Origin of the sequence: Pseudomonas sp. 31 R 17 (assembly GCF_900004915.1) — a bacterium.
GTDB lineage: Bacteria > Pseudomonadota > Gammaproteobacteria > Pseudomonadales > Pseudomonadaceae > Aquipseudomonas > Aquipseudomonas orientalis_A.
Window position 1 is genome coordinate 271,163 of record NZ_CVTN01000079.1, and the last position, 16,845, is coordinate 288,007.

Here is a 16,845-nt window from a genome sequence, read left to right on the forward strand (position 1 = left end):
CTCAAGGCTCCGCTCTTTGTAGCTGCATAGAAAAGCGGCCGGACCTGTTCAGGTAAAGAGGACAAGAATAATGCAACCTGATTTCTGGAATGACAAACGCGCCGCGGGCGTTCCCAATGAGATTGATCTGACCAGCTACACATCGGTGATCGAAGTTTTCGAGCGCTCCTGCAAAACCTTTGCCGACCGTCCGGCGTTCAGCAACATGGGCATTACCCTGACCTACGCCGAGCTTGAGCGCTACAGCGCGGCGTTCGCCGGTTACCTGCAACAGCACACCGATCTCAAGCCCGGCGAGCGCATCGCGGTGCAGATGCCCAATGTGTTGCATTACCCGATTGCCGTGTTTGGCGCACTGCGCGCCGGGCTGATCGTGGTCAATACCAACCCCTTGTACACCCCGCGTGAAATGCGCCACCAGTTCAAGGACGCCGGCGTGCGCGCGCTGGTCTACCTCAATCTGTTCGGTTCGCGGGTTCAGGAGGTGTGTGCCGACACCGAGATCGACTACCTGATCGAAGCCCGGATGGGCGACTTCATGCCCGCCGCCAAGGGCTGGCTGGTCAATACAGTGGTCGATAAGGTGAAGAAGATGGTCCCGGCGTACCACCTGCCGCGTGCGCTGTCGTTCAAGCGTGCCCTGCGCATGGGCGGTGGCCTGGGCGTGACCCGCCATCCGGTGACCCTCGACGACATCGCGGTGCTGCAATACACCGGTGGCACCACGGGCCTGGCCAAGGGCGCGATGCTCACCCACGGCAACCTGGTGGCGAACATGCAGCAGGTGCGGGCGTGCATGTCCCAGACCGGCGACGATGGTCACCCGCTGGTCAAGGAAGGGCAGGAGGTGATGATTGCGCCGCTGCCGCTGTACCACATCTATGCATTCACCGCGAACTGCATGTGCATGATGGTATCCGGCAACCACAACGTGCTGATTACCAACCCGCGGGACATTGGCGGGTTCATCAAGGAGCTGAAGAAGTGGCGGTTCACCGGGTTGCTGGGGCTCAACACGTTGTTTGTGGCGCTGATGGACCATCCGGACTTCAAGCACCTGGACTTTTCCCATCTCAAGCTGACCAACTCCGGTGGCACGGCGTTGATCAAGGCCACCGCCGAGCGCTGGCAGCACATCACCGGTTGTGCGATCGGTGAGGGCTACGGCCTGACCGAAACCTCGCCGGTGGCCAGCACCAACCCGTATGGCAATAAGTCGCGACTGGGCACCGTCGGCATTCCGGTGCCGGCCACGGCCATGAAAGTGATCGATGACGAGGGCACCGAGCTGCCGCTGGGCGAGCGCGGTGAGCTGTGCATCAAGGGCCCGCAGGTGATGAAGGGCTATTGGCAGCAACCGCAGGCCACCGCCGAAGCGCTGGACGCCGAAGGCTGGTTCAAGACCGGCGATATCGCGGTGATCGATGCCGACGGTTTTATCCGTATTGTGGACCGTAAGAAAGACTTGATTATCGTGTCGGGCTTCAACGTGTACCCCAACGAAATCGAGGACGTGGTGATGGCGCATCCGGCCGTGGCCAACTGTGCGGTGATCGGTGTGCCGGACGAGCGTACCGGGGAGGCGGTGAAGCTGTTTGTGGTGGCGCGTGCCGAGGGGGTGAGCGTTGAGGAGTTGAAGGCGTACTGCAAGACCAATTTCACCGGGTACAAGGTGCCCAAGCATATTGTGCTCAGGGATTCGCTGCCGATGACGCCGGTAGGCAAGATTCTGCGCCGGGAGTTGCGCGACATCGCCTGAACCTTGAATTGAAATGCAATTAAAAATGTGGGAGGGGGCTTGCCCCCGATAGCAGTGGTCCAGTCAACACATTGAGTGACTGACACACCGCCATCGGGGGGGCAAGCCCCCTCCCACATGTGTTATTTGTCGCCCGGTATGGCTCATTCCAGAGCGGATTCTGCATGTATAGAATCTTTGCTCTAAAAATGACCACTGGATATTCTTGAGTCATGTTTATGACTGTAGGGCCCTCTTTTGGCTCTAGGCGGGCCTTGGCAAAGCTGCTACTCTCGGCGCGCTTTGTGACGTCTAGGCCTGCTTGAAAGCGCCAGATTCACCTTAAAACACACACCAATAATAATCGCATCAAATGCGATGATGAATTCGCGTCGCTGAGGAGTGGGCTTCCATGAACGAAGACTTTTGGAAGGATAAGTACCCCGCCGGGATTGCTGCACAAATCAATCCAGACGAGTATCCGAATATTCAGGCGGTATTGAAGCAGTCCTGCCAGCGCTTCGCCAACAAACCGGCTTTCAGCAACCTGGGCAAGACCATCACCTACGGTCAATTGTACGAATTGTCCGGCGCATTTGCCGCCTACCTGCAACAGCATACCGACTTGAAGCCCGGCGATCGAATTGCCGTGCAACTGCCCAACGTACTGCAGTACCCGGTCGCCGTATTCGGCGCCATCCGTGCCGGGCTGATCGTGGTCAACACCAACCCGCTGTACACCGCGCGGGAAATGGAACATCAATTCAACGACTCCGGAGCCAAGGCCCTGGTCTGCCTGGCCAACATGGCGCACCTGGCTGAAAAAGTCGTGCCCAAGACCGCCGTCAAGCACGTGATCGTGACCGAAGTGGCCGACTTGTTGTCGCCGTTCAAGCGCCTGTTGATCAACAGCGTGATCAAGTACGTGAAGAAAATGGTCCCGGCGTATCACTTGCCGCAAGCGATCAAGTTCAATGACGTGCTGGCCAAGGGGCACGGCCAGGCGGTCAGCGATGCCAACCCGGCCAGCGGCGATGTGGCTGTTCTGCAATACACCGGCGGCACCACCGGGGTGGCCAAGGGCGCGATGCTGACTCACCGCAACCTGGTCGCCAACATGCTGCAATGCAAGGCGCTGATGGGCTCCAACCTCAATGAAGGGTGCGAAATCCTGATCACGCCGCTGCCGCTGTATCACATCTATGCGTTCACCTTTCATTGCATGGCGATGATGCTGATCGGCAACCACAATATCCTGATCAGCAACCCGCGCGACCTGCCGGCGATGGTCAAGGAACTGTCGAAGTGGAAGTTCAGCGGCTTTGTCGGCCTTAACACCCTGTTCGTGGCGCTGTGCAATAACGAAGGTTTCCGCAAGCTGGATTTCTCCGCGCTGAAGGTCACCCTGTCCGGCGGCATGGCGCTGCAACTGGCGGCGGCCGAACGCTGGAAGGCCGTAACCGGTTGTGCCATCTGCGAGGGCTACGGCATGACCGAAACCAGCCCGGTGGCCACCGTGAACCCGATCCAGCATATCCAGATCGGCACCATCGGCATTCCGGTGCCTTCCACCGTGTGCAAGGTTATTGCCGACGACGGCACCGAGCTGGCGCTGGGCGAAACCGGCGAGCTGTGCGTCAAGGGCCCGCAAGTGATGAAGGGCTACTGGCAGCGTGAAGACGCCACCGCCGAGATGCTCGACAGCGAAGGCTGGCTGAAGACCGGTGACATCGCGATCATCCAGCCCGATGGCTACATGCGTATTGTCGACCGCAAGAAGGACATGATTCTGGTCTCGGGCTTCAACGTGTACCCCAACGAACTGGAAGACGTCCTGGCAGGCCTGCCGGGTGTGTTGCAGTGCGCGGCCATCGGCGTACCGGATGAGAAGTCCGGGGAGCACATCAAGCTGTTCATTGTGGTCAAGCCGGGGGCTACCCTGACCAAGGAGCAGGTGATGGAGCACATGCGCGCCAATGTCACCGGCTACAAGGTGCCCAGGGCGGTTGAGTTCCGCGATGCATTGCCGACCACCAACGTGGGCAAGATCCTGCGGCGTGAATTGCGTGATGAAGAACTGAAGAAGCTCGGCCTTAAAAAGTAACGCAAACCAAATGTGGGAGGGGGCTTGCTCCCGATAGCGGTGGATCAGTCACCAGACTCAGTGACTGACACCCTGCTATCGGGGGCAAGTCGAATCGTCGCACCGCCCCTCCCACATTTTTTGATCGCGTTCTTACAGAGCGAACTGGGCGAAGCTGATTCCTGCACCGGCCGGCCGCACGTCCTTGAGGAACGAGTCCTTGTCGGCGCTCAACTCCAGGGTGATCTCCGGCTTGCGTTTGCCGGCATTGCGCACCACCAACCCTTCGAGGTTTTCGCGCAGGAACAGGGTCGGTACCTTCAGGTGCAGCAACTGGTCGGTGTCGGCGTTGTGCATCAACAGGTGAATCCACTCGTACTGGCCCACGCCGATCCGCACCACGGGCAGGTCGAACCACCAGATGTTGCGTTTGCGGTCCAGGTCGGTGAAATGACAGTTGTTGACGCCGAGTACGGCACCCCCCAGTTCCTGGTTTCTGCGGGCGATGGCCTTTGCTTTATCGAGTTTCATAACCTTCCTACGGGATCTGTTATTCAGCGTGTGAGCCTGAATGTGCCGGGCATTCTCGTGGGTTGGCCACAAAACATAAAGGCAAACCTGCCCCTTTCGATGAAATGCCCGCTGAAAATAATTGAAACTCTGGCGCATGGCGTCGAGTCAACCGCTGCGTAGTGACCAAAAACCATTTGATTGTTATCAGGAGTAATACCATGGGCAGCACTTCCGATAAGGTAAAAGGCATGGCCAACGAAGCCGTCGGTAACGTCAAGCAAGGCGTCGGCAAGGCTACCGATAACGACAAGCTGCGTGCTGAAGGCGTGATCCAGGAAAAGAAAGGCGAAGCACAGCAGGCAGTGGGCAAGACCAAGGATGCGGTGAAAAAAGCCACCGAGTAACACGGCTTGGCTGGCTCCCCTCCAGCAGCCCGACGGCCATCCACGGATGGCCGTTTTTGCAGGTACTGGCGCAACTAAACCTCAGAAATTGTTTCAAAGTCGCCAAATGGGCTACTTTGATGTAGAAAACGGCCCCTGAGTCGCCCACGACTTCAACTCTTTGCGGCGAAAGGAGACGCTAATGATTTTTCCGGTCCTCGATGGTCTCAAGCTGCACAAGGTGCTGGTGCGCACCGTCACCGAATTCGTCGACGACGAGATGCCCACCTATGCCTCGGCGCTGGCGTACCAGATGCTGTTCTCGCTGTTTCCCTTCCTGCTGTTCCTGATTGCGCTGATCGGTTTCCTGCACCTGCCGGACTTTTTCACCTGGCTGCGCCTGCAGTCGGAGCTGGTATTGCCGCCCCAGGCCCTGGAGCAGGTCAACCCGGTGATCGACCAACTGCAGCAATCCAAGGGTGGGCTGCTGTCGGTGGGTATCGTGATCGCCCTGTGGACCGCTTCCGCCGGTGTGCGCCTGATGATGAGTGCGATGAACGCGGCGTATGACGTGGTGGAGGGGCGGCCGATCTGGAAGCGTTTTCCGCTGTCGATTTTCTACACTGTCGGCATCGCCGGCATGCTGCTGGCCGCCGCCGCGCTGATGGTGCTCGGCCCGCAAGTGATGGAGTGGCTGGCGGGGCAGATCGGCATGCAGGAGTTCGTCGTCACCCTGTGGACCATCCTGCGCTGGCCGCTGATCGTGATCCTGCTGATGTTTGCCGTGGCCCTCATGTACTACGTGATGCCGGACGTGGAACAGGAGTTTCGCTTTATCACTCCTGGTTCCGTGCTCGCGGTGGTGGTGTGGATCGTCGCTTCCCTCGGCTTTGGCTACTACGTCAAGACCTTCGCCGACTACAACGCCATGTACGGCAGTATCGGTGCGATCATCGTCCTGCTGCTGTACTTCTATATTTCCGCTGCCGTGCTGTTGCTCGGTGCGGAGATGAATGCCGTGATCGAACACATGTCCGCCGAGGGCAAGGACCCTGGCGAGAAGGAAATCGACGAACCGGGCCATCCCTCTGAAAAACAGCATGTCTCAGGCCTCGGCCGGGACCACTCCAAGCCCCTCGCCGAGCCTGAACAATGATCCGTGAAATCCTCAAAATGGGCGATGAACGCCTGCTGCGCATCGCCCCGCCGGTACCGCCGGAAATGTTCGACAGCCCCGAGTTGTGGCAACTGATTGATGACATGTTCCAGACCATGGAGCATGTGGGCGGCGTCGGCCTGGCCGCGCCGCAGATCGGCGTCGACCTGCAACTGGTGATCTTCGGTTTCGAGGCCAGCGAGCGCTACCCGGACGCGCCGCCGGTACCGCAGACCATCCTGATCAATCCACTGATCACCCCGCTCAGCCCGGTACTGGAAGAGGGCTACGAGGGTTGCCTGTCGGTTCCCGGCCTGCGCGGCGCCGTGGACCGTTACCAGCAGATCCGCTACGAAGGTTTCGACCCCAAGGGCGAGCCGATCGTACGCTTCGCCGACGGCTTCCATGCACGGGTGGTGCAGCATGAATGCGACCACCTGATTGGGCGCTTGTACCCGTCGCGGATTACCGACTTCAGCAAATTCGGGTTTATCGAGGTGATGTTCCCCGACATGGACCCGACCGCTGACGAATAATCGCCAGACTACAGCAGGGTCCAAATGTGGGAGGGGGCTTGCCCCCGATAGCCGTCGATCAGTCAATATGTTCATTGACTGACACACCGCCATCGGGAGCAAGCCCCCTCCCACATGGGTTGTGTCATCCAGGTTATTGCAGTCCCATCGCGATCATTGGCTTGTTGCGCTTGTAACGCACCAACCGCTCACTGAGCGATTGCGGCAACACGGTGTCTTGAGAAAACCCCATGCGCTGGTACAGCGTTTCAAGGTCCGGATGGCACAGTAACCAGACCGTGCCGTCCCTATCCGCCACTGCCTGTTGAACCAATCGCGCCGCCAGCCCCTGGCCGCGATAGGCCGGGTCAACGAACACCCCCGTCAGCCACTGCCCACCGACCACAGGTGTCAGGCACAACCCGGCCACAATCTCAGCGTCTCTGGCCACCCACAACTGCCCGCCCTTGAGCGCCTTCATCGACGAGTTGTGATTGCGGTAAAACTTGTTCAGCAACGGCCATAGCGGCGCTGCCAGCCGTTCGATGTGCATGGTCAAACCAAATGAAAAGGGCAAGGCGCGCATTGTAACCGGTGCCGACGAAGCACCGACAACGGCTGCGCTGATCATGCATAAAGTTATAAGCAGATGACTTTTAAATATTATTAAAGAATAAGAGGGCTTGTTAGGATCGCTCCCAACCTGCACCCGCCGCCAAGGCCAAGGAAGCGCTCTTATGCTGAAAATAATTGTTGTCGCCGTTCTTTCGCTGCTCGCTGCCAACGTGCTGGCCGCCGATCCCTCCACCTTGCGCATTGGCTATCAGAAAAGCTCGGTGAGCATGGTGCTCGCCCGTGAGCACAAGCTCTTCGAAGCCGCGCTGCCCGGCACCCAGGTGCAGTGGACCGAGTTCCTCGGGGGCCCGCCGCTGATCGAGGCGCTGAACGCCGGCAGCCTGGACATTGGCAATATCGGCGACATCCCGCCCATTTTCGCCCAGGCCGCCGGTATCGAGTTGCAGTACATCGCTGTCGAGCCCAATGACGGCAAGACCGAAGCCGTGCTCGTGCCCAAAGCCAGTACGATTCAGAGCGTGGCCGAACTCAAGGGCAAGCGTGTGGCCCTGCTCAAGGGGTCAAGCGCGCACAACCTGTTCCTCAAGAGCCTGCTGCGCGCCGGCTTGCAGTGGAAGGATGTGAACGTGGTGTACCTGTCGCCGTCCGACGGCCGCGCCGCATTCGAGCAGGGCAAGGTGGACGCCTGGGTCGTGTGGGACCCGTATTACTCGGCCGCCGTGGTCGACGGTGCCGCCCGTGTGTTGGGCACCGGCGAAGGCCTCAATCCGGCCGGCAGCTTCTTCGTGACCAGCGGCGCGTTTGCCCGGCAAAACCCCCAGGCCATCGCCACCATCATCCAGACCCTCGGCAAGGCGCAGCGTCTGTCGCTGGACCAGCCCGAGGACAGCATCGCGCTGATGGCCAAGACCCTGGGCTTGCAACCGGCCGTGGTCAAAAGCTACTTCGAGCACCGCTCGCCGGCGCCGATCCGGCCGCTGCAGGGGGGCGACATCGCCACTCAGCAAGGCACCGCCGACCTGTTTTTCGCCAATGGCCTGATCCCGAAAAAGATCGATGTACAGCAGGTTGTGTTCAAAGGTCCATAAGCCCACGGTGAGTTCAAAGTGTGGCTTAGATGGCTGCCAGGGTGTCTTTCAGTGCCTGGGTTTGTGGAGCAGCCGTCTTCGCCGCTACCTGCTGCTGTTGCTGCTCCTTCAGGCGCTCCGCCACTTGGCTGGCAATGGCGTCTTGCCTTTCCTGCGGCAGGGCCTGCACTTGTTCCTCGGTCATCCCCTGCTCCTTGAGCAACTGTTCGCGGATGCGTTCGGCCGGGGATTTGCTCATGTATTCGGTGAATTCAGCCCGCGCCCCCGAGGTCGGTGCTGTGGTCTGCAGTTGCACGCGAGTCTTGGCGAACGCCTCGTCGATGCGGTCGCCCGCCTTGTCCAGCTCCTTCTGCGCGGCCGGCATCGCCGTACCTGGCTGCGCACCCTGCAGGGCGCCGCTGTACAACGCGCTGGCGGCGGCATTGGCCGGGTCCATGTCGGGCCGTTTGATCTGTTGAACCGTCGAAACGGCTTGGGTGTTGGTGTTAACCAGCATGATCGGTCACCTGTGCAAATACGCGGTGTGACAGCTGGAGCAATTAGCATGCCGGGCGCAGGGTGCGCGTTTTTACTGGGGGAGAGGCCGCCGTCGCGGCAAACACTGTCCCGCCGACGGCCAAGTGTTGCCGTCAGTGGGCGATATGCTCCAACGCCAGGTTGCGCGTACGCGGCCCGAACCAACTGATGGTAATCATCACGATCAACATGCTGCTGGCGATAAACGCCAGCACGCCCGGCGTGCCCAGGTGCTCGAGGATAAAGCCGATCAGCAGGCTGCTGAACACCGTGGACAAGCGGCTGAACGAATAACAGAACCCAACCGCCCGCGCGCGGATATTGGTGGGGAACAACTCGCTCTGATACGAGTGATAGCTGAAGCTCAGCCAGGCATTGCAGAAGGTGATCATCACCCCGCAGAAAATCAGCCCCACCGCCGTGGTTTGCAGGGCAAACAGGCTGCCGAAGATCACCGCGCCCATGGCCGAGCCGACGATCTGCCATTTGTTTTCAAAACGGTTGGCGACCTTGACGAACAGCAACGGGCCCAGCGGGTAGGCGAGGGTGATGATAAAGGCATAGAGCAGACTGTGGGTCACGCTGACGCCCTGGCCCGACAGCAAGGCCGGCAGCCAGTTGCCAAAGCCGAAGAAACCAATCGCCTGGAACACGTGGAACACGATCAGCATCAAGGCGCGGCGACGGTAGGGCGGCTGCCAGATATCGGCGAAACGGCCGCTGCCCTGCACGCTGACAGCCTCCGGCTCCGGCGCATCCAGGGGTTTGCCGTGATCCTTCAGGCAGCGCGCCTCCAGGTTGTCCATGATCGCGCCGGCTTCCTCGAAACGACCTTTCTGTGCCAGCCAGCGCGGTGACTCCGGCAGGCGCTTGCGCAGTTGCCAGATAAACAGCGCGAACACCGCACTGCTGAGCACCACCCAGCGCCAACCGGAGATGCCGAACGGTGCCTGGGGCACCAGCCACCACGACATCAGCGCCACCGCCGGTACCGACAGGAACTGGATGAAAAACGCAAAGGCAAACGCCGAACTGCGCATGCGCTTGGGCACCAGTTCCGACAGGTAGGCGTCGATCGTCACCAGCTCGATGCCCAGGCCAATGCCCACCAGAAAGCGCATGCAGATAATGCCCACGGCCGACGTCTGGATGCCCATCAACACCGTGGCGATGGTGTACCAGATCAACGCAAAGGTGAAAATCGCCCGGCGTCCGAAACGGTCGGCGAAGGGGCTTAGCAGGCTGGCACCGAGGAACAGGCCGAGGAAAGTCGCCGAGGCGAACGCGGCCTGGTCAGAGAAGCCAAACACGCCCGCGTTGCCGGTGTGGAAGATCCCGTCGCTGATCAGTCCGGGGCTGATATAGGCCGTTTGGAACAGGTCATACAGCTCGAAGAAACCGCCGATCGACAGCAATGCCACCAGGCGCCAGATGCTGGCGACTGCGGGCAGGCGGTCGATGCGCGCGCTGATGTGGGCGGCGCGGGTCGGGTCGATGCCGTCGATGGCAGCGGCGCTGAGGTTGGGCATGGGAGAAGTTCCAGAAGCAGTGAGCTGGAATCTTAACCTGCAACTGACAGTGAGCAATTGTGCAATGTAGGGCGAAAGCCGCTGTTTTGGCGATTTATTGCGTGCGGGTTCATCGACGACCAATAATGGCCGTCGATGGGCTTATGCACAGTAAAACAGCGGACCTTGAGTCACGCTTTCTTACGAGGAAGAGGCTGCCCGCATATGCTTGAAGTTCTCTACCGTATAAGCGCCAGATGAGAAGCTCATTTGCTGCACGCGGCGACTTCTCGTTTCAGCCTCGAAGTGAAATTTTGCAGTCAGGACACCGTCCTGTAATTGCAAGACGGTGAATTCTCCCCGGCTTGCAAAATAAGTACCCTGATTACCCGCGCGCGTATCATCAAATTCCAGCCTTACCTTGTGATCGGTGTCCGTTGCACCAATCGCGTAGGTCTCGCCTGAGCGAATATCCTGGTCAATGCTCATTTTGAGCAATGCGTGGTCAGTCATGATTCCGACGGTCGAATTAAAGCCGGCCTCTCCATTTAAATGAGCGACAAAGCTCGTCTGGAAGGGGACAGACCATCCGGAAACAGTTCCCGAGATTTTATCGTTTGGGCCCAGTATGTTAGTCATTTGTTTTTTCCGTATTCAAAGGGGAGCAATGGGTTGTCAGTGCCGCCCGATATGAATAAGCGAAGAGAAAAACCAGATCTACTGTCAAATCTGACAGGTATAGCGCGTTTCCGACTAATGGGCCGGCTGGTTCAATAAGTTATCGGTATCCCAAACTGTGCGAATGCATCGTCCATCGGTTGGTAGTCAAGCACACGCACTGTCTCGCTCAGGTCCAGGCGTTTGAAACGGTTATTGGAGATGCCATGGGCGATCAAGTGTTTCACGCCTTTGGCCTCAACCGAACGCTGTAATAATTGCACGGCATCGCGGGGGCTGAGCCAGGCGCTGAGGTCGCGGGCGTTGTTCAGGTCGTGGGTTTCGGGAAATTCAAACGCGCCGATGCGCACGGCAATGGTCGACAGCGGCGTCTTGGCGGCATAGTAGCCACATAGCGCCTCGCCGTAGCATTTGCTCACGCCATACAGGTTGGCGGGCATCACCGGCATGCCTGGCGTGATCTGGCGATCCACCGGGTAGCCTTCGATGGTTTGCGCGCTGCTGGCGAATACCAGGCGCTGCACGCCGGCGTTCACAGCGGCCTCGAACAGGTAGGTAGTGGCGAGGATGTTGTTGGGCAGCAGTTCGTCGAATGAGGCGCTGGCATGGGGAATGCCCGACAGGTGTACGATCACATCGATGCCTTCGAGCAGGGCTGCGAGGCTGGATTTATCACTGAGGTCAGCGTGTATGAAGCGGTGTCCAGCCAAATCGAAATCAGGCGCGATGCGGTCAGTGAGGGTGAAACGGTAGCGATCTTTCGACGCCTGGAAAAATGTCTTGCCGATTCTGCCGCAGGCGCCGGTGAGGAGTACGTTGAGTCCGTTCAAGAGGGTGTCCCTGTATTCAGTTGTGGCCGTCGAGGGCGAAAGTGTTGAAACCGGCATGTTGGCTGAGCCGCTGGTAGTAGGCGGCGATGGCCGGGTAGGGCGGACGCTCCATGGGCGTCACCTGCCAGCGGTGCACCGAGAGGCCGATCAGGATATCGGCGAGGGTGAACTCGTCGCCGGCTACGTAGGCGCCGGTCCTGGCCAGCTGTTGTTCGAGAATGCCCATCTTGTCGTTCCAGATCTGCACGGCGGCGGCTATTTGGGCCGCGTCCAGGCCGTCCGGGTTGTTACGCACCAAAGCCGGGAAGGCGTCGCCCCAGGCGCGGTTGAGTTCAATGGCTTGCCAGTCGATCCATTGTTCAACGCGGGCCCGTGGCGCGGGCTCGAAGGGCAGCAGGTCAGCGCGTTGATACAGGCCGACGAGGTAGCGGCAGATGGTATTGGACTCCCACAGCACGCCGTGGTCATCGATCAGTACCGGCACCTGGGCGTTGGGGTTCAGTGCGAGAAACTCGGCGGATTGGGTGGGCTTGAAGCCGATGCCCCAGTCCTCGCGGACATAGTCGATGCCCAGTTCCTGGCAGGTCCAGAGTACTTTGCGCACGTTGATGGAGGATGCGCGACCCAAGATTTTCAGTGAGTGTCCCATGGTGCTTCCCTGGCGATTCAAAGCAACCAATCTAGCAGGGGATGAGAGGGGGAGGTAGCGTTAGCATTCATGACAAGCGGGTGCTGGTCGTGTGGCTTGTATTCAGGGGCTCGCAGGGTCAATACAGGCACTTGTGATGATACGAGGTAAGTGAATAGCCGAGTAAAGCCCACAAGAGCCTTTCAATGTCTGCCGGCTCTTGTCGGGTCAAGTTATGTAACGTGACGGGGTCATGTATTTTTAGTGCCGTTGAGTTTGATAACCCCGTCCGTTACATAATGCTCGTCGTCGCGTTTGAAGTGGAATGTCGCATCGATTTCATTGTTCGCCAGGTTGATGCTTTTCACATATAACTTGCCACTGCTGGCTTGGAGGTAAAACGGTTCGCCCTCAATTTCGCCGGAGCAAGAGGCGCGCACTCCAATGTCGCCTTCTTTGATATCGTGCTCGCCAGCGGCAAGATCGTGTTTAAGATAAAGAACGACTGAGTGAGCATTGTCGTCGAAGGTTTCGATTACCTGTTCGTCGCCTGAGTCCCTTGACTCAATAGTTGTTGCTTTAAACTGGATGGAAGATGATCCGACGGTTAGTTCGCAGGTGAAGCTTCCTTCGACGGAAACAAGTTCAATTGGCGTTGGAGTACTCATCTTGAAAATCCTCTTGAATGAACATTTGAATACGCCGACGGCGCAGTCAGCGTGTTCAGTTATAGGCATCGGATGAACGAGCGTCTACTGTCAAGGTTGACAGGTACGGGAAGCTGCCCTTGTTCAGGAACTCCAAAGTGGGCACGATTAAAAAATGTGGGACTTAAGCGCGTGGTGTGTGCTGGTCCATGGCTTTGCCCACCAGCAGGACGCTCAGCTCGCTCAGTTGATGAATGGCCAGGGCTACGTCACGGTGTTTGCCGGTAAGGTCATCGGACAGGTCGAGCAGCAAGGTACTGACGGAGCATACGGTTTCGTAGCTGTTGATCAGCAGGGTTTCGGTGGAAACATCGGGGACGAGGGTGAAGAGGGTGGTTGGCGGCGTATCGATTTTTTTGATCATGAGAGCATCCCGGAATGGGCTGCCGCCGTATCGCTACTAAACGGGGGTGGCAGCTGTACGCAGGTTAGTAGACCGGTGGACACTCAAAGCCGGCGCACTCGAAAGTGCCCTACGCACAGCCGCCATTAACGCGGGCAGACTTATGCACTTGGAGTGACCAAACTCAGGCTACTAAACCCGATCACCGAGAAATTCAGCGACCGGCAAACCTTAAAGATCGCCACCCAGGCACACAAGCCGGCCGATTCTGACGTAAGCGTAGGTAACGGAGCAAGGCGCTCGCCTTAATGTCAGTCGCTTCCTACAGCCGTCCTACGTACTCTCCCGCACCTGCAACTCAAATCCCATATCCACCACCGGCTTGGCGATCCGGTTGCCCGCCATGATGGTCAGCAAGTGCTCCGCCGCACGGCGGCCAATGGCTTCGCGCGGCGTGCTGATGCTGCTCAGGCGCGGCACCATGAACGACGAGGCCGGCAGGTCGTTGAAACCCAGCACGGCCACACGCTCTGGCACTTTGATGCCGTGGCGCATGGCTTCGAGCAAGGCGCCCTGGGCCAGGTCGTCGTTGCCGAAGAAAATCGCATCCACGTCCGGATGCGCCGCCAGCAATTGCAGGAACAGTTCGCCACCCAGGCCCACGGAAGAAGGGCGCGGCGTCAGCAATTCCAGCGCCGGGTCGTACAGGCCCGCTTGCTGCAAGGCCCGGCGGAAACCTTCACCGCGCAACAAGGTGCGCTGGTCCAACTGCGCACCGATGTAGGCCAGGCGCTTGCGCCCACGGGACAGTAAATGCGCCGCCGCTGTTTCGCCTGCGGCCAGCTGTGAGAAGCCCACGCAGTTCACCCCGGCATTAGGGTCCAAATCCATCATGTATACGCACGGCACATTGCTGGCCTCGACCATCCGTCGCGCGCTTTCGGTGCGGTCGAACCCGGTCAGCAGCAAGCCGCGAGGCTGGTAAGCCATGTAGTTGCGCAGCAGGTTTTCTTCTTCGTCGCGGCAGTAGTGGGAGTTGCCGATCAGCACTTCAAAGCCCTTGGGCCGCAGCACCTGGTGGATGGCTTCGAGGGTTTCGATAAACAGCAGGTTGGACAATGACGGCACCAGGACCACCACCGAATGGCTCTGGGCCGACGCCAGGGCGCGGGCGGCGGGGTTGACCACGTAGCTGAGTTCGGCGGCGGCCTGCTGCACTTTCTCCACCAGTTCGGTAGCGACCGTGCTGATGCCACGCAGGGCGCGGGAGGCGGTGATCGGGCTGACGCCGGCCAGACGGGCAACTTCATTCAAGGTGGGGCGACCGGTGGTGCGGGTATTTTTATCGTTCTTGGAGGTCATCAGGCGGCTTGCCAAACAAAAATCGAGGCACTAAGGTAGCGCTGTCTCCAAACGGCTGCAAATGCTTGAACGTTGGGTTGCCTGATCCCGTTCGAATGATTGGAGCGGATGCACGCGTCACTCCATAAAAAAAGACAAGACGGCGCGGGAAAAGCCTGTTTTTGCACTAGCCTTAGGCTGTGCAAAGGTAGCGCTATCTGCGTCCTGAGGTGTTTCATGAGTCAACCTGTTACCGCCCTGGTCATCATGGGTGTTTCCGGCTGTGGCAAGTCCAGCGTCAGCGAGGCCTTGTGCCGCCTGAACGGTGCCACCGCCATCGAAGGCGACAGCTTTCACCCCGCCGCGAACATCGAAAAGATGAGCGCCGGCCACCCCCTCAACGACGACGACCGCGCCGGCTGGCTCGACATCCTCTGCGATGAATTGCGCCGCTCGCTCAAGGCCGGTGAACATCCGGTGCTCACCTGTTCGGCGCTGAAAAGGAAATACCGCGACCACCTGCGCGAAGCCGCGCCCGGCCTTGGCTTTGTATTCCTGGAGCTGACCCGTGAAGTGGCCGCCGACCGCGTGTCCCATCGCCCCGGCCATTTCATGCCGGCAAGCCTGATCGACAGCCAGTTCGCCACCCTCGAGTCGCCCAAGGGCGAGCCGCTGACCCTGGCCCTCAATGCCAGCGAAGACAGCGTCGAGGCATTGGCCGAGCAGACCAATGCCTGGTGGCGCGAGCACGGTTTTGAACCTACCCATTAATTTTTTGCCGGAAAGATAGCGCTATCCCCGGCAGGAAGTTCAACACCCGCTTTAATAACAACAACAAACAGGAGAGATCCCCATGTTTGGCATGTCCCACGAGTCGTATCTGCTGCTGGATGCAGTCGTCACTATCATTGGCCTGATCGTTCTGATCACCAAGTTCAAGGTGCACCCGTTCATCGCACTGATCATCGCGGCCGGCTTCCTCGGCCTGACCTCGGGCATGCCCGTGGAGAAGATCATCAAGGCGTTCCAGGACGGCTTCGGCGGCGTGCTCGGTTTTGTTGGCATCATCCTTGCGCTGGGGACCATGCTCGGCAAGATGATGGCCGAGTCCGGCGGTGCCGATCAGATCGCCCAGACGCTGATCCGCGCCTTCGGCAAGGAAAAGGTCCAGTGGGCCATGATGTTCGCCGCGTTCCTGGTGGGCATCCCGCTGTTCTTCGAGATCGGCTTTGTGCTGCTGATCCCCCTGGTGTTCATCGTGGCGCGGCGTACCGGTGTGTCGCTGATCAAGATCGGCATCCCGTTGCTGGCCGGCCTGTCGGCCGTACACGGCCTGGTACCCCCGCACCCGGGCCCGCTGCTGGCCATCGGCGTGTTTGGCGCGGACATCGGCAAGACCATTCTGTACGGCCTGATCGTCGCTTTGCCCACTGCCATCATTGCCGGCCCGATCTTCGGTACGTTCATCGCCAAGTACATCCCGGGCAACCCGTCCCAGGAACTGGTCGACCAACTGGCCCGCGAGACCGATAACAAGGCGCTGCCCAGCTTCGCCATCACCCTGGTCACCGTGCTGCTGCCGGTGTTCCTGATGCTGCTCAAAACCTTCGCCGACATCGCCTTTGCCGAAGGCAACGTGGTGCGCAACTGGATGGACATGATCGGTCACCCGATCACCGCCCTGTTGCTGGCATTGCTGCTGTCGCTGTACACCTTCGGCCATCGCCAGGGTATCCATTCCAAGCAGATCCTCAAACTGCTCGACGCCAGCCTTGCGCCGACCGCCGCAATCATCCTGATCATCGGTGCCGGTGGTGGCTTCAAGCAGATGCTGGTGACCAGCGGCGTGGGTGACGTCATCGGCCACATGGCGGTAAACGCCCAGATCAACCCGATTCTGCTGGCGTGGCTGGTGGCGGCGGTCATTCGCGTGGCCACCGGTTCGGCCACCGTGGCGACCATTACCGGCGCGGGCATCGTGGTGCCGGTGGTGGGCATGATTCCAGGGGTTAACCGTGAACTGCTGGTGCTGGCGACGGGGGCGGGATCGTTGATCCTGTCTCACGTCAACGATGCGGGGTTCTGGCTGGTCAAGCAGTACTTCAACATGACCGTGGCCGAGACCTTCAAGACCTGGACGGCGATGGAAACCATTCTGTCGGTGGTGGCGCTGATCTTCATCATGTTGCTGTCGTTGGTGGTGTAGGCCTCAACCACCTGTCGCAACTGGTAGTTTTCACAG

Annotated in this window: 18 protein-coding genes; 8 read left to right on the forward strand and 10 right to left on the reverse strand. The window is 59.4% G+C overall.

The window, feature by feature from the left end; all coding sequences use genetic code 11:
* Nucleotides 1-70: 70 nt before the first annotated feature.
* The gene (gene fadD2 / locus BFP89_RS22735; protein ID WP_065887699.1) at nucleotides 71-1,759 is read left to right on the forward strand and encodes a long-chain-fatty-acid--CoA ligase FadD2; all 1,689 of its coding nucleotides are present in this window, start codon (nucleotides 71-73) and stop codon (nucleotides 1,757-1,759) included.
* Nucleotides 1,760-2,150: 391 nt separating this feature from the next.
* Nucleotides 2,151-3,842 (forward strand): long-chain-fatty-acid--CoA ligase FadD1, encoded by a 1,692-nt coding sequence (gene fadD1, locus BFP89_RS22740; RefSeq protein ID WP_065887701.1) that lies wholly within the window; start codon nucleotides 2,151-2,153, stop codon nucleotides 3,840-3,842.
* A 132-nt stretch (nucleotides 3,843-3,974) separates the two neighbouring features.
* Here the strand turns inward: fadD1 and BFP89_RS22745 are convergent, their stop codons facing one another.
* Entirely contained in the window at nucleotides 3,975-4,352 is a 378-nt protein-coding gene (locus BFP89_RS22745; protein ID WP_065887703.1) for a hypothetical protein, read from the reverse strand.
* A 200-nt stretch (nucleotides 4,353-4,552) separates the two neighbouring features.
* On the opposite strand from BFP89_RS22745, the gene BFP89_RS22750 reads away from it, so the two are divergent.
* The 3 genes from BFP89_RS22750 to def all read left to right on the forward strand — a co-directional run bounded on the left by BFP89_RS22750 (nucleotide 4,553) and on the right by def (nucleotide 6,409).
* On the forward strand, nucleotides 4,553-4,738 hold the full coding sequence (locus tag BFP89_RS22750; RefSeq protein ID WP_065887705.1) for a CsbD family protein: 186 nt from the start codon (nucleotides 4,553-4,555) through the stop codon (nucleotides 4,736-4,738).
* Nucleotides 4,739-4,919: 181 nt separating this feature from the next.
* Complete coding sequence (locus BFP89_RS22755; protein WP_065887707.1) at nucleotides 4,920-5,873, forward strand: YihY/virulence factor BrkB family protein; 954 nt, start codon at nucleotides 4,920-4,922, stop codon at nucleotides 5,871-5,873.
* A complete protein-coding gene (gene def, locus BFP89_RS22760; RefSeq protein WP_027605605.1) occupies nucleotides 5,870-6,409 on the forward strand; it encodes a peptide deformylase in 540 nt (179 codons plus the stop codon). The genes BFP89_RS22755 and def overlap by 4 nt, the downstream gene beginning before the upstream one ends.
* A 133-nt stretch (nucleotides 6,410-6,542) precedes the next feature.
* On the opposite strand, the gene BFP89_RS22765 is transcribed toward def, so the two are convergent.
* Nucleotides 6,543-6,941: a GNAT family N-acetyltransferase gene (locus BFP89_RS22765; RefSeq protein ID WP_065887771.1), complete on the reverse strand. Its 399-nt coding sequence runs from the start codon at nucleotides 6,939-6,941 to the stop codon at nucleotides 6,543-6,545.
* 184 nt (nucleotides 6,942-7,125) lie between these two features.
* Between BFP89_RS22765 and BFP89_RS22770 the strand changes: the two genes are divergently transcribed.
* Nucleotides 7,126-8,052: an aliphatic sulfonate ABC transporter substrate-binding protein gene (locus BFP89_RS22770; RefSeq protein ID WP_065887709.1), complete on the forward strand. Its 927-nt coding sequence runs from the start codon at nucleotides 7,126-7,128 to the stop codon at nucleotides 8,050-8,052.
* Nucleotides 8,053-8,077: 25 nt separating this feature from the next.
* On the opposite strand, the gene BFP89_RS22775 is transcribed toward BFP89_RS22770, so the two are convergent.
* The 8 genes from BFP89_RS22775 to BFP89_RS22810 form a co-directional block, all read right to left on the reverse strand.
* Nucleotides 8,078-8,548, reverse strand: a complete 471-nt coding sequence (locus tag BFP89_RS22775; protein WP_065887711.1) for a hypothetical protein — start codon at nucleotides 8,546-8,548, stop codon at nucleotides 8,078-8,080.
* 133 nt (nucleotides 8,549-8,681) lie between these two features.
* The gene (locus tag BFP89_RS22780) at nucleotides 8,682-10,097 is read right to left on the reverse strand and encodes an MFS transporter (protein WP_065887713.1); all 1,416 of its coding nucleotides are present in this window, start codon (nucleotides 10,095-10,097) and stop codon (nucleotides 8,682-8,684) included.
* Between the two features lie 180 nt (nucleotides 10,098-10,277).
* Complete coding sequence (locus tag BFP89_RS22785) at nucleotides 10,278-10,715, reverse strand: hypothetical protein (RefSeq protein ID WP_065887715.1); 438 nt, start codon at nucleotides 10,713-10,715, stop codon at nucleotides 10,278-10,280.
* A 131-nt stretch (nucleotides 10,716-10,846) separates the two neighbouring features.
* Nucleotides 10,847-11,584 carry an NAD-dependent epimerase/dehydratase family protein gene (locus tag BFP89_RS22790; RefSeq protein ID WP_065887717.1) on the reverse strand — a complete coding sequence of 246 codons (738 nt, stop codon included), beginning with the start codon at nucleotides 11,582-11,584 and terminating at the stop codon, nucleotides 10,847-10,849.
* A gap of 16 nt (nucleotides 11,585-11,600) precedes the next feature.
* Nucleotides 11,601-12,233 carry a glutathione S-transferase family protein gene (locus BFP89_RS22795; RefSeq protein WP_065887718.1) on the reverse strand — a complete coding sequence of 211 codons (633 nt, stop codon included), beginning with the start codon at nucleotides 12,231-12,233 and terminating at the stop codon, nucleotides 11,601-11,603.
* 230 nt (nucleotides 12,234-12,463) lie between these two features.
* A complete protein-coding gene (locus BFP89_RS22800) occupies nucleotides 12,464-12,880 on the reverse strand; it encodes a hypothetical protein (protein ID WP_065887720.1) in 417 nt (138 codons plus the stop codon).
* A 163-nt stretch (nucleotides 12,881-13,043) separates the two neighbouring features.
* Entirely contained in the window at nucleotides 13,044-13,283 is a 240-nt protein-coding gene (locus BFP89_RS22805; protein WP_065887722.1) for a DUF6124 family protein, read from the reverse strand.
* Nucleotides 13,284-13,595: 312 nt separating this feature from the next.
* On the reverse strand, nucleotides 13,596-14,627 hold the full coding sequence (locus tag BFP89_RS22810; protein ID WP_165386131.1) for a LacI family DNA-binding transcriptional regulator: 1,032 nt from the start codon (nucleotides 14,625-14,627) through the stop codon (nucleotides 13,596-13,598).
* Nucleotides 14,628-14,840: 213 nt separating this feature from the next.
* Between BFP89_RS22810 and BFP89_RS22815 the strand changes: the two genes are divergently transcribed.
* Together BFP89_RS22815 and BFP89_RS22820 are read left to right on the forward strand one after the other, a co-directional pair.
* Complete coding sequence (locus BFP89_RS22815) at nucleotides 14,841-15,374, forward strand: gluconokinase (protein ID WP_065887724.1); 534 nt, start codon at nucleotides 14,841-14,843, stop codon at nucleotides 15,372-15,374.
* An 82-nt stretch (nucleotides 15,375-15,456) separates the two neighbouring features.
* Nucleotides 15,457-16,809, forward strand: a complete 1,353-nt coding sequence (locus BFP89_RS22820) for a GntP family permease (RefSeq protein ID WP_065887726.1) — start codon at nucleotides 15,457-15,459, stop codon at nucleotides 16,807-16,809.
* Nucleotides 16,810-16,845: the final 36 nt, after the last annotated feature.

Coding starts and splice junctions, on each gene's coding strand:
- def (WP_027605605.1), top strand. CDS start 5,870: ATGATCCGTGAAATCCTCAAAATGGGCGATGAACGCCTGCTGCGCATC.
- BFP89_RS22775 (WP_065887711.1), bottom strand. CDS start 8,548: ATGCTGGTTAACACCAACACCCAAGCCGTTTCGACGGTTCAACAGATC.
- BFP89_RS22805 (WP_065887722.1), bottom strand. CDS start 13,283: ATGATCAAAAAAATCGATACGCCGCCAACCACCCTCTTCACCCTCGTC.
- BFP89_RS22800 (WP_065887720.1), bottom strand. CDS start 12,880: ATGAGTACTCCAACGCCAATTGAACTTGTTTCCGTCGAAGGAAGCTTC.
- BFP89_RS22765 (WP_065887771.1), bottom strand. CDS start 6,941: ATGCACATCGAACGGCTGGCAGCGCCGCTATGGCCGTTGCTGAACAAG.
- BFP89_RS22815 (WP_065887724.1), top strand. CDS start 14,841: ATGAGTCAACCTGTTACCGCCCTGGTCATCATGGGTGTTTCCGGCTGT.
- BFP89_RS22780 (WP_065887713.1), bottom strand. CDS start 10,097: ATGCCCAACCTCAGCGCCGCTGCCATCGACGGCATCGACCCGACCCGC.
- BFP89_RS22770 (WP_065887709.1), top strand. CDS start 7,126: ATGCTGAAAATAATTGTTGTCGCCGTTCTTTCGCTGCTCGCTGCCAAC.
- BFP89_RS22795 (WP_065887718.1), bottom strand. CDS start 12,233: ATGGGACACTCACTGAAAATCTTGGGTCGCGCATCCTCCATCAACGTG.
- BFP89_RS22750 (WP_065887705.1), top strand. CDS start 4,553: ATGGGCAGCACTTCCGATAAGGTAAAAGGCATGGCCAACGAAGCCGTC.
- fadD2 (WP_065887699.1), top strand. CDS start 71: ATGCAACCTGATTTCTGGAATGACAAACGCGCCGCGGGCGTTCCCAAT.
- fadD1 (WP_065887701.1), top strand. CDS start 2,151: ATGAACGAAGACTTTTGGAAGGATAAGTACCCCGCCGGGATTGCTGCA.
- BFP89_RS22755 (WP_065887707.1), top strand. CDS start 4,920: ATGATTTTTCCGGTCCTCGATGGTCTCAAGCTGCACAAGGTGCTGGTG.
- BFP89_RS22785 (WP_065887715.1), bottom strand. CDS start 10,715: ATGACTAACATACTGGGCCCAAACGATAAAATCTCGGGAACTGTTTCC.
- BFP89_RS22820 (WP_065887726.1), top strand. CDS start 15,457: ATGTTTGGCATGTCCCACGAGTCGTATCTGCTGCTGGATGCAGTCGTC.
- BFP89_RS22745 (WP_065887703.1), bottom strand. CDS start 4,352: ATGAAACTCGATAAAGCAAAGGCCATCGCCCGCAGAAACCAGGAACTG.